The following is an 11502-nucleotide window of genomic DNA, read 5'->3' as shown; positions in this document are numbered from 1 at the left end:
ATTTCCAGTTGGGATAAATCGATTGAACAATTTCAAATCCCGGGGCCACCCATTCCACGCAACCTGCCAACTGCTCATTGTTCATTTCAGCCGTCGGCGCATCGCCGAGGCCAAGTACGATTTCTGGCTCGATTCTCGGTTCTGAATACCTTGCCAAGTTTACCGGCTGATCAGTCGAAAACAGCCCATCTGAGTGAACCTCTCCCCAAATGGGTTGATCCACACCATAAACAGGCCAAATCGTGCGGTTCGTGAAGCCGACTTTTCTGCCAACTCTTTCTTTGCCCAAAATCTCGCGGACACGACTAGCAATCGAATATGCGTCATCCAGCGATAGCTGTCCTGCCTCTGAAGACAGTTTAGGTATCTGCCGGGCAGAGGTCAGGGCATCAGCGATTGTCTTAGCGTTAGCTTCAATATCTCTTGTCATATTCGCATTATACGCGCCTACGGCTGGATTGCGATGCAATCAAGGTATTGAAGAACTAGGCTCCTCAATTCACAGGTATGAAAATCGATGCTAACTATTGGCCCATTCCGTTGGAGACCTGACATGACCAAACTTCGCCTTTTTGGTATCGTCATCCTTTTCCTTGCAGCACTAAGTGGGCTTTCAGAGCACCTGTTTTATGGCGGTGTCGACCCAAACGGCGTTCTGCAAGAAAGCTTCTTTTTGCCGCTGACTTTCATTCTCGCAGCAATTGGCGTCGTTGTGCTCGTAGTTTCGTTGTTCCAATCACCGCGTGACTGAGACGCGTCCGTCAGTTAGAACGCTGTTCCAAAACGCAAATCGGGTAATCTCCAGGATGGCGACCTCCGCCCAAGTCTAGGCAGGCCTCCTCATATTGGTAACGTTCGACCGCACGTCCCGCTAGGAACATGCATAACCCGACCGTCAATACGGTGAGCGCCAACAGTATCTTCGTACTCCGTGTCATTGCTCAGTTTATTGTTTCATTCTCTTGGTTTCAGTCAACCAGCTTTCAGATCTTGTCGAAAATTGGCAAACTCTGAAACTCAAAATTCAAATTGGTTTCGTCGAGTTTCTGAATAAGGGACGCGCCCTCGATAAGATCAATCTCGGTCCAGAAGTTTTGGCCTACTAGCTTGAAAAGGTGCGTATCGGCGGAGCGGTGAGCATCTGCATTGATCTTAGCTATCGACTCCGAAATCCAATGATCCATGCCTATACTCAATGGCGCTGTTCAGCGCCCGTCAAGCTCGGGAAAATCGTTTCAAGGCTTGACCTTTTGCGACGGCTTCTACGCAAAGGTGCGTATGGTCGGAATGCAAAACCCGGCTTGTCTTGCCTCGCAGTAATTGCACGAGCAGGTCTGCATTGGGCAGACCTTCCCGTGTTGTGAGTTTGCTCATATGCCACAACAAAAAATCCAAAAAGATAAACTTTGTTTTTCAAGTCCTAAGTTAAGGTAGCTTCGCTTGTACTGCGAGAGGAGAAAGTTGGTGACAAACAATAGGCCGTTCCCACTAAGTCGAATTGCTCAGCTCATCACTCTGGCGAATATCGCATTCGTAATTTTGGCTTATTTGATGTCGCCAACCAAAGCACAAGCCCAAAGCTCACAGGCCTGCGTAGAATTGGGGTCTCCTCGAATAGAGTATGCTTCTGGATCTGAAAGCACTCGCGTTAATCAAACAATCTCAACGACGGAACGCACGTGTCTGCCGATCCCAAACGGACCCATAACAGGACTTACAATTGGTAACTCCTCTATCACGTCCTCAGGTGAAATTGAGTTGTATGTTCCTGGCCAAAATACCGTTCCAAGCAATGCTTCAGTTTTAACTCTTCTGAATGTTGATGTCGCCGCAGGCAGCGGAGACTTTGTATCCCGGGAAGCATTGGCAACAAACATCAACGGGAAGCTCAGAGTGAACCTCATTGGAACTTCGATTGGTTCCGGCAGATCAATGACGTTCGTTCCGTTCAACGGCGCGAATATCGACCCCACTGAAGTTTACTTCCAGTCAGACCGACCGTTAACCTACGACAACCTGACCGTTATGGGGGCTACCGAAGTGGTTTTCGGGGCGTACTATATCCAGACCCGGGTTGCCGAGGCTTCTGATTTCACACTGACGAATAGTTCGATTTCTTCAACCAGTGACATGGCGATTGCGGCAGGCACGACTGTTCGGCTTGGTGCGGCAAGCAGTTTGAACACCGTAAACTTTGAGAATTTTGGCACGCTGGCCGGAACGGGAACCGTGAACGCATTCAACTTCACAGTTAAGAACGGAGGGGTGCTTTCGCCGGGCTTTTCAATTGGTACGCTTAACAATAGTGGCGGTATCGCATTTGAAACTGGGTCAAGGATCTTAAGTGAAGTCGATCCGACGGCCGGTCAGAAAGCCGATTTGGTGTCATCCAGCGGGCCCGTTACAGGGATTAACCGCGCCACTATACAAGTCGAAGCCGCTCGTCTCGGCCTGACTGCGCAGGACTATGCTGCTGGCAACGACTACACGGTTTTTCAAGCCTCGCGTTTCGATGGAAACTCCCCAACTCTTGTTGCCGGAGGATCTCTGCCCGCCCTATCCAGTCTGAGTATCTCAAACACGCCAACCGCGGACGGTAGAATCGACATAACGTTTTCGACCCTCCCCGTCTCGAGTTTACCACAACACCCATCAGTTGTTGGATCTCCCAATGCAAGCAACCTTGCTGGTGCGGTGGCCAACACCACAAACACGTCACCTGGAACTAATCTGACCAATGGCTCAACCTTGGGTAATACCGTTAACACGCTTACCAATTCAGGTTTGGCTGGGTTTAATCGTGTGCACGCAGAACCCTATTCCTCCAATTTGACCGTTGGGCTTGAGCAACTTGACCTGATAACCAACACTGTGCTGAGCCATGCTGACTGCCGCAAGTATCAAGCGGTTGGCTTCAGCAATGCGGATCAACCCGTTGCAGAAGGCGACATCGACTCGGCCCAGAGCCCGAGCGGCGCAATAGACTGCTCTGATCGGCGCTGGTGGATCGACACGGCCTATGTGAGCGGGGACGTTGATGGAAGCAATGGCCTTGGGACATTCGACTATTCGCTGGGCACGATTTTGGTCGGAGCGGATGTCGCAAGCACCGATAGAGGTGTGGTCGGCGTGTACGCAGGTTTTGGGACATCCTCCATGGATGAACACGATCAAGTCGATCAGGACTTTTCGACCGACAGCTATCATGTGGGCGTCTATGGGCGCACAACAACCGGAACTTGGGAGTTCTCCGGGCTGGTCGGTTACATGTTCGGTGAAACCGACGCCAAGCGAAATAACCCTTCTGTTGATGGCTTTACGGGAGGCGAGGCAAAGTCTGATTTGGACCAAGAGGGCATCCATGCCGGTATCCAGGCACGAAAGCTGTTTAACCTGGACAGCGATGCAAGGGTTTCTACGGTTTTCGGATTGAACTACGGGCGTATCCAACAAGGTTCAGGCACAGAGACGGGCGGTGGTGATTTTAATTACTCGATTGAAAAAGCGAACGCAGAATCGCTGGTCGCTTCTATTGGAATTGACTACCAGCGGGATTTCTTGACAGAGAATGGTGTGCTAACCCCAATCGCCTTTGCTCGTTACGAGTATGATTTTTTTGCCAACAAGGACAGTGAACACGAAACCACTGTCACGAGCCCGATATTTGGGACATTCACGCAAGTCGGACAAAACCGAGGCGCCAATGGTTTCGTTCTTGGGCTTGGACTGGGCTATCAGATTTCTGATCTGGCGAGACTAACGGCAGGATATGGCTATTCAGTTCGCTCCAATGGCCAAGAACATGGCCTGGGTGCCAACTTAAGTGTTCGGTTCTGATTAGGGTGGACCAACGAAGAGGAGTGGTAAGCTAGCTGCAACAACTTGCGTCAGCTATTGTGGCGATGTGAGCTTCATTCTCTAGCGATCAAAATTTGGGGATATTAAAAACATAAAGCCGTGATTTCTTGGCGTCGTCTGTCAGGATGTAGAGAAGCCCTTTGGTCTCATCGAGAGCGATTCCTTCGGGATGTTTAACTTCCTTTTGTTCGCCATCTTCTGTGAACGTCAAACTGATAGACTTTACTGACTTGGATTTTGGATTGTAGACGAAGATCTGACGGCTTTTGTCACTCACAATCCAAAGAGAACGCGAGGACCGAGACCATGCCAGGCCACTCAAATCCAGTTCATCATCATCTACACGCTCGGAGATAAAACCTGCATCGCGGGCTAAAGGAATGATCTCAATAATTTCGTCTAGCTCTGGCGATAACACCATTAACAACCTTGGTTGTCCCTCAATGCCAACGAACACCCGCCCGGATTTCGGGTCAACGGCGATGCCTTCGGGTCCTTTGTTCAAAGGGTTGCCGACGAGTAATGCAGCGGCGGTCGGGTAACCTTTAAGAGATGCGAGAGGTATTGTCGTCAGTTGAATGGGGTCAGTTGGGTGAACGACTAGGATTGATCGGTCAGTTTCTTGAAGCACCAAAACAGACCCATCCTTTCGAGGTGCAACACCCTCCAAATCTGATCCTGCCAATCCTGGCAACTTGAAAGAGTTTCCTAATACCCCGTCGACTCCGAGTAGGTGCAGTTTAGGTTCGGCATCACTTACAGACCACAAAAAGCCTTCAGCGTTAGACATTGCCAAGCCGGAAGGCTCTGAAAATCCCTCTGATTTGTCTGCCACCTTGAATTTATCGACCAGAACCAAACCAGCACTTTCGGCGTAGGCAAAATCGGTCCAAGGCAAGAAGGCTGCCGCAACCAAGCTGGCCGTAAAAGCGAGTCGTCTAAGTTTGCAGAAACACCGTGAAATTTCAGCTTTTGACGAAAACACTCTGTTTTCTGTCATTGGATTCTCTCGCGCTTGGACCACATCCCTGTATCAGCGTTCGTATCACAGTCCGGATACGATGTCCGAAGAATGCACTGTAATCTCTTTACCTGATCCCGCCTGTTGCGATTGAATTGAATAGGGCACGATGTGCTTTTGTTAAGCGTAAGCCTTTGGCTTGAGCAGGAAGGAAGACAAGTTGAATACGACCCTCACACTTGTGACCGTGTTGTTGATGCTGCTGTTGCCAGGTGCTGCGGTGTCACAAGTCGACCCTGCGACGATGCTGGCCGGGGCTTCGGGGTCAGAAATCGTTATCGAACGCCGGTGGACGCAGTTTCGTGGCAAACAGGAACTGTATTTCTTTACTCTCGATGTGATCGTCACGATCATTCTGGCTGGCTTGATCGTCTATCATCCGGTGAGACGTAAAGCCCGTAGAAGCGTCCGCGACATAGTTATGCCAAGGCTTTTCTTCCTGTATGCGCTTATCGGCATGGCGGTTGGTTTTCTGGTGGTTCAGCACGGGTCAATGATCGGTTTTGTCATATTTGGAATCGGAGCGTTGCTCAGGTTCCGCTCCAATCTCGATGATCCGGTGGACACTGTCGAAATGATAATCGTGACTGTTCTTGGTCTTGCGGTCGGTTTGGGCTTGCCGCTGATGGCCACACTGGTGGCGGTTGTATGTTGGTGTTTCATTTGGCTCGGTGGACGAAACAAGGGTGTGGAAATTTCGCTCAAAGCTTCAGACGAAGAACACTCATTGAACGTCAGCGGGGCCATTGAAGCTATGGCCGCAGACGCTGGCTGGAAGCTGGTCAGAAAACACCACGTCCCCGGAAAGTCTCGCGTCTCATTGCTTTTCATCACCTCGGGAGGGCTTTCAGAAGCCCGGATAGAAGAGATGATAAACGATCTGGTCCCTGATAAAGTTGAGCTGAAACTCAACCTCTAGTCATTTAACAAGGTCCAAACGTTTCAACACCGCGTTCGGGGATCTGATCTCTTTCGGAAGCGACTTGAAGTTTACCGACCTTTCGAAATCGGGTCCTCGATATACTGCTATCCCAAACTCTCCGTTCGGCTGGAACGTAACATGAGTGAAGCTGTGAGGTGATCTGGCGCTATCGCCAATAAGCCGCCGCGGACCACCTCCCAAACAAGCTTGAGAGACATAAGCCACACCGTCTTTCCAACCGGGATAGAAGGCATGATGGTGGCCTGACAGATGCAGAACGACACCGCTTTCCAAATAGATTTTTTCAAGTGTCGGATCACCGATGATTTCGCGCTCGCGCTGGATCGCGAAGGGCCAAAGTGGGAGGTGACTGAAAGTGACAATCGGGTCCCCGTCTGCACCCAGTTCCTGTAGCCGGTCCTGCTGATCACCGGATAGCGGGCCCAGGGTCGTTGCATCCAGAGACGCAAACGTAATGCCCTGCATCTCAAATGCGTAGAAGAACGGGTAGTCATCCGAAACCAGGAAGTCGACGCTTGGTTTTCTCGGAGTCCATTCCTCTGCGTATATTTTTCTTTCACGCTCGAACCCTCGGTAGGCGGAGGCATCATGGTTTCCTGGTGTGACCGCAAATGGAATGCCGGCAGCCTCTAAAGGATCTGATACGGCCTCGTGAAACGCCTTCCACATCTCTCTGACCTGTTTGTCTGACAAGTTGGGAATGCGCTGTCCCGCGACCATATCGCCCGTCGAAATCACCAGATCTGGATCAATCTGGACTATCCGCTTAATCGCCTTGTCGACGCGGGCATCGTATTTCACCGAACCATAGCTGCCGTTCAGATCCGAAATGACGATAACATCCAATGCCGCCGCTTTGCAGGCGATCAGAGTGGTCCAAATGAACGCCGCGAAAAGCGTAGAAAGCCTACGGGTCATTACAATCCACTGTCTCTACCTCGGTGTTGTTTCTCAAAAAGAATGCGACAGGATCCAAGTCGAACATCAAATCGCCATTTGAGCAATTGTCCTGGAGAATGGACGTTGCCAGCTCGGTGTTTTTTACAACTTGTGCAATCTGCCTGTCTGACAACCCAAGGCTTTGCGATAGCCAGCCGTAGACGGGACCTTGAGATTGAAGATCACTATTCAAAGCGACCAAGCGCCGATACACGCTTGGAGAGAAGTGCCGCATTTTCTCCAGCATTTGAGTGGATTTCGCGAAGTTGGCATACTCGACACGCCCGCCAGCATCGTTGTCGTTTAGATTGCTGCGACGGATCAATAACGCGTCGGCGGGAACGTCTCCATCGTTTGGCTCATGGTGCTTGGCTTTCTTATGCTTCAGCTTTCCGTCTTCGACCCAATACCAATAGGGTGTGAAGTCTATGTTTCCTACGCGGTCCTGCTGGCTAAAGATGAAATCGAGGAGTACAATCTCGGTAAGTTCTTGCATCCAAAATGCCATCTGTTGGTCGCTGACATCGGGACCGAGATCCTTGTTGATCATCCGGTCTCTTCGACCTTCTCCGACGCCCACTACAATGGCCTCTGGCAAGGGTTTTGAAGAACGCAAAGCCAAGAAAGCAGGAGTTTCCTGAAAATCGCGGTTCTGACCTTTTCCCCAACCAGATTTACGGGTGCCGTTGATTTCCGAGCCGTATCGATGCCCAGGGCTATCAAGCAGCACACCGAATATTTGCGTTCGATCTGCGGTGAACAGATCGTCGGTTGGCTGGTATGAGTTCGGGTCAGCATCCGCAGCTGCGAAGACCCGCCAGCCTTCGTGGTTCATGCGCCCGCCATGAGAGCCACCAGAAATCGCAAGGCCAGGCTCGGCGACCTCGGAAAAATGCGCCTGGGCGTCCATGCTACGCCAAACGGCGACTGGAACTTTTACAGTCGCGTCGAAATATCTGGAGAAATGATAGTAAAGCAGTGAAGACGTGGAAAAGGTTCCACTGGTGCCTTTTTGGTTCATGGTGGACTTGAATTTAACCACCCTGTCCTTAGCCAGATCTTTTGCCGCCTTCCCCTCTTTGCAAGCGTTTCTCTCGAATTCAGAACGGTTCCCCACGTAAGGTCCTTCCGAAATATCGTAGACTGCCATTCCTGGGCTGGTGCTCCAGGTTTTTGGGCAAATAGCAATTTCGGAGGCATAGAAATCGATCTCGCAATAGGCCGTTTCTTCCTCAAGATCGCTTTTCTTATACTCGCCCGTTGGAACTTTTTCGATCCGAATACAGCGTTCAGTAACGCCGTTGGGACTATCAAATGTCGTGGCTTCACCGAGAACATCGTCGTTCGCCCACAAGACAGTGGGTGCAATTAAAGCAAGTGACCCCAGAAGATTGAACTTCATTTGGATAGTCCTCCCAATATCATTTGGGGCAAATCGCTGCCTGTTGCTCGTTGGAGATCTTCAATTTTGGGTCGACACTGAAGTTGGAAAATTTTGAGTCAATCCACTGGTCGCACCCGCCTGAACAAGGGGCTCCGTTTCGGGCATCATTCCAATATTCCTTGGCCCTTTCTTCTGTCCAACCGCAAAACTGAACGAGCGCCATCGCCGACAATGCACCTGAGGAATGAACGCCCCACATGCAGTGCACCAGAACAGGGCCCTTTCCAGGGTTTTTAATCACCTCGTGTATGGACGCCATGACAGCATCGGGTCGAGAGGATCTGGCGCTCTGATAGTCAAAGGATCCGTTTCCGCAGCTGGTGCGACCGTATTCAGTGTTTTTGCCGAAGTCGGCATAAAACCCGGTTGAAAACCCTTCGCCGCACAGAGTTTCGCGTTGACCTTCACTTAGGCCAGTTCGATCCTTGTCGCCGCCCTTGAAACCGGATCGATACAACACTCCGCTTAAGACTGGGCGAAAGAAAGCGACACCATCAATGCCTCCGTCACCACCCTTTGAAAGCATTTGACTTTTGCTTGGACCGCCATTTCGACTGGTCACGTCAGAATTCGCAGCGGTTGCGAGAACACCAATGAATATGAGGGACGCCAAAAACCGCATGCCAAATCCTTTCTATTCTTGAACCTTTAATGCTCAAACTCTTGCGACCTGATAGTCTCTCGGAAAGGCTAGTTCATGACAACCATATCAAGTGGGCAAATAGCTTTCCGCTGTGAAACTTTAGATGGGCCACACGAGATTGATGATAACGACGACTACGAAGTAGGCTAGAACAACTTTCCAGTTCCATTGGTGCTTGTTTTCTTCGTTGATCACGCCAGCCGATTTCAATGCCAGGTTAGTGATGATTAAGGCGACAACGATGACCGCCGCGTGTGCCAGGTCGAATTGCAAGTTTGGGCTCCTTCTCTTGGATTTGGGATTGATGGAAATTTGTCAGCAGTCACCTGATGGCAGCATAGCTACATCTGAGTACCTTCCCTCAGACGTCGTGATCTGAGCACATGCACCTGTATCCTTGTTAAACCAGTACGAGGTCAGCCCTTCGCTTCGGATGAGTTCAAATCCGAGACTTTGGATGCCCATTTCAGCTTGGCCCGCTCTTGCCCCTTCAAATGGCGAAAGATCGCTAGAGCTGCCCACAGTTGGTGCACTTGCATCCACCGATCCGCCACTCTCTTCGCATGCTGCAAGTGCAGAAATACATACCGCGCCGATCACCATTAGGACATTGGTTCTCATGTGTTTTTCCTGGCTGTTTTGGGAACGTGTTCAAGGGCTTCTGGTCGATCACCTATTCAATTCCGAAAATTACGTTGTAGCCGACGGAAGAGTTGCTGCGATTGATAACCTCCACAACATGATCACCAGATTGCCAAAGCTGCCCTCGATACTCCTTGTCCGCCGACATTAATCCCAACAGTTCAGAACCATCGGGGTTACGAATAACGTAGTCTAAGGAGCCATTTCGCGGAGCAACGCGGACGTAAAGAAACTGTTCGTTTTTTGCCCCGAGAACATATTGCTGTGACGCTCCGGGCGCGAGTTCACCAACGAGTTCGGCGCCGGTGGAACCAGCATCGAATTTGACACGTTGGCTACCAGTAGACCCGGCGGCGCCTGCCATGGCTCCACCGCCATCATCCATCGCTTCGACAACCGACATCTCGCCGATGCTACCATCCTTGTACGCGATGCAGCGCCAAAGTGTTCCGCCTGCGTCTCGTAGCATGACGAGCGTGCCCGCTTCTGAGAACTCTGAGCTTTCAATCGTACCTGATTGACCGTCTGGTCCTCCAACCTGTCGCAAATGATCGATACACGCGTCGTCTGCTTCAGACATTGCAAAAGAAGCCGTGCCTGCGATTGCGAACATCGGTGCGAGGAATTTGAGTACAGCGAATTTCATCAGATGGTCCCTTGCTGGCTGATCCTTAGAGTTTTGTTCCGTACAAAGCGGAACCTCACTTCGCGTCTCGTAACTTTGACAGAAATTCATCGCATGCCTGCGCGCTGCCGACGATCTCGTCCGTCGTTTCAATTCCTTGCAGTGACGCCATTTCGGAATTTACGCGGTTGAGGATCTGATCCGCTTGCTCGGCGGTGATAAGGTTCTCAGCTTGTGCTCCTTTCAATGTGGTGCAGACACCGGCGGACAAGCCTGTCGCAACGCCGACACCCACCGCGGCCCCGCCACCCAAGGTCATCGCCCCAACCACGCCGAGGACGAGCCCGATCACAATTCCCAAGATTACTTTTCCCATGTTTTCCTCCCTTTTGGTGAGAAAGAGTTCAGCCACCACTACTGGCGCAATCTGCGTGCCCATCTGCAAATCAAAACCAGCGCTAACAGGTTGAGCGCCGGAGCAATCGCCGCGAACCACGGCTTGGCGGAATCCGAAAATAAGTCCGCCACAAGTATCCAAGGTAGTCCCAACGGCAGCAGGAACACTCCGGACAAAGGGTCTCGTTCCTGTCCCAACCAGCCAAATGTGCCCGTCAAGAATGCAACCAACGCCAATAGGTACATGACCGCGAATACGATGATGGTGGTTCTACAAACCAAGTCGAGCCTCAGCTGATCAAGCCAGTGCTGCGCAGCCGTTTTCAGCTACGCAGCAGACAGGTCACAATGCGCCTTCGTCGCCCAGGAACTCGATACCAGCTGTCGCGCCATCACTGTAAGCAATGCAATTCCAAGGAGCACGATCCTCGCCAACGCCGACTGTGACCTGTGTTCCCGCCTCGCTAAACGCGGATGAGAGCACCACGACTTGCGAATTGTTCGTCGTGTTAGCTACATCTCGCAAACACGCCTGCTGAGCCGGCGTGAGCTCGGCGGACGCGCTTGATGTACTCGTATCGTCGCAGGCCGCAAGCAGTGCGAAACATGTCGCGCCTGCAATCATCACCATCTTGTTAGACATTTTCTTCTCCCTCTGGTTCCCTTGAAATTAGTGAAATTGGATGCGCTTGTTTGAAGCTCCCGCGTCTGTGCAGCCAATTGAACATACCTTGATCCTGTGACTACCATTCCCAAAACTTGCCGCGGGGGGCTTGGTCGGCGGGAAGATATTTCGTTGACTATCGGGGCCGACAATAACGTGTGAAGGCCGAATGACGTCACTAGCAAATGCTAGAGCAAACTCTGGACAGAGGGCGAGTACGATTAGTTTGAGCATAGCGTCCTCCCAGCGCTCAATCATTGTGAAGTGCCTTCCAACCGACTGCACTCACTCCAGCAGCCGGAAGGGCTCGGCACAGCGAGCAGCAAC

Annotated in this window: 13 protein-coding genes and 1 pseudogene; 3 read left to right on the top strand and 11 right to left on the bottom strand. The window is 51.3% G+C overall.

Going from position 1 to position 11502, the window contains the following annotated elements:
* Positions 1–430: pseudogene (locus tag ACR0MI_RS23400) on the bottom strand (hypothetical protein); the annotation flags it as partial.
* 123 nt (positions 431–553) lie between these two features.
* Here ACR0MI_RS23400 and ACR0MI_RS23395 point away from each other — a divergent pair.
* A complete protein-coding gene (locus tag ACR0MI_RS23395) occupies positions 554–751 on the top strand; it encodes a DUF3955 domain-containing protein (protein WP_170408632.1) in 198 nt (65 codons plus the stop codon).
* A gap of 232 nt (positions 752–983) precedes the next feature.
* On the opposite strand, the gene ACR0MI_RS23390 is transcribed toward ACR0MI_RS23395, so the two are convergent.
* A complete protein-coding gene (locus tag ACR0MI_RS23390; RefSeq protein WP_058282216.1) occupies positions 984–1184 on the bottom strand; it encodes a hypothetical protein in 201 nt (66 codons plus the stop codon).
* Positions 1185–1464: 280 nt separating this feature from the next.
* Between ACR0MI_RS23390 and ACR0MI_RS23385 the strand changes: the two genes are divergently transcribed.
* On the top strand, positions 1465–3837 hold the full coding sequence (locus ACR0MI_RS23385; RefSeq protein WP_480855719.1) for an autotransporter family protein: 2373 nt from the start codon (positions 1465–1467) through the stop codon (positions 3835–3837).
* Between the two features lie 88 nt (positions 3838–3925).
* Here the strand turns inward: ACR0MI_RS23385 and ACR0MI_RS23380 are convergent, their stop codons facing one another.
* Positions 3926–4858, bottom strand: a complete 933-nt coding sequence (locus ACR0MI_RS23380) for an SdiA-regulated domain-containing protein (RefSeq protein ID WP_170682776.1) — start codon at positions 4856–4858, stop codon at positions 3926–3928.
* Between the two features lie 211 nt (positions 4859–5069).
* Here ACR0MI_RS23380 and ACR0MI_RS23375 point away from each other — a divergent pair, with 211 nt between their 5' ends.
* A complete protein-coding gene (locus ACR0MI_RS23375) occupies positions 5070–5798 on the top strand; it encodes a DUF4956 domain-containing protein (RefSeq protein ID WP_170817310.1) in 729 nt (242 codons plus the stop codon).
* On the opposite strand, the gene ACR0MI_RS23370 is transcribed toward ACR0MI_RS23375, so the two are convergent.
* From ACR0MI_RS23370 to ACR0MI_RS23335, 8 genes are all read right to left on the bottom strand, one after another.
* Positions 5799–6740 (bottom strand): metallophosphoesterase, encoded by a 942-nt coding sequence (locus tag ACR0MI_RS23370; RefSeq protein WP_170817309.1) that lies wholly within the window; start codon positions 6738–6740, stop codon positions 5799–5801.
* Positions 6730–8163 (bottom strand): hypothetical protein, encoded by a 1434-nt coding sequence (locus ACR0MI_RS23365; RefSeq protein WP_480855716.1) that lies wholly within the window; start codon positions 8161–8163, stop codon positions 6730–6732. Before ACR0MI_RS23365 ends, ACR0MI_RS23370 begins: the two co-directional genes overlap by 11 nt.
* Before the next feature lie 19 nt (positions 8164–8182).
* Positions 8183–8827, bottom strand: coding sequence for a protein-tyrosine phosphatase family protein (locus tag ACR0MI_RS23360; protein ID WP_170786509.1), 645 nt, complete (start codon positions 8825–8827; stop codon positions 8183–8185).
* Positions 8828–8947: 120 nt separating this feature from the next.
* Positions 8948–9121, bottom strand: a complete 174-nt coding sequence (locus ACR0MI_RS23355) for a hypothetical protein (RefSeq protein ID WP_157054209.1) — start codon at positions 9119–9121, stop codon at positions 8948–8950.
* Between the two features lie 42 nt (positions 9122–9163).
* Positions 9164–9469: a hypothetical protein gene (locus ACR0MI_RS23350; RefSeq protein ID WP_170418736.1), complete on the bottom strand. Its 306-nt coding sequence runs from the start codon at positions 9467–9469 to the stop codon at positions 9164–9166.
* Positions 9470–9521: 52 nt separating this feature from the next.
* Positions 9522–10136, bottom strand: coding sequence for a hypothetical protein (locus tag ACR0MI_RS23345; RefSeq protein ID WP_170408626.1), 615 nt, complete (start codon positions 10134–10136; stop codon positions 9522–9524).
* A gap of 55 nt (positions 10137–10191) precedes the next feature.
* Positions 10192–10611: a hypothetical protein gene (locus tag ACR0MI_RS23340; RefSeq protein WP_170408625.1), complete on the bottom strand. Its 420-nt coding sequence runs from the start codon at positions 10609–10611 to the stop codon at positions 10192–10194.
* A gap of 243 nt (positions 10612–10854) precedes the next feature.
* The gene (locus ACR0MI_RS23335) at positions 10855–11154 is read right to left on the bottom strand and encodes a hypothetical protein (protein ID WP_170337109.1); all 300 of its coding nucleotides are present in this window, start codon (positions 11152–11154) and stop codon (positions 10855–10857) included.
* Positions 11155–11502: the final 348 nt, after the last annotated feature.

It is taken from the genome of Ruegeria sp. D4 (genome assembly GCF_056534475.1).
This window is presented reverse-complemented; position numbering and strand designations above follow the sequence as displayed.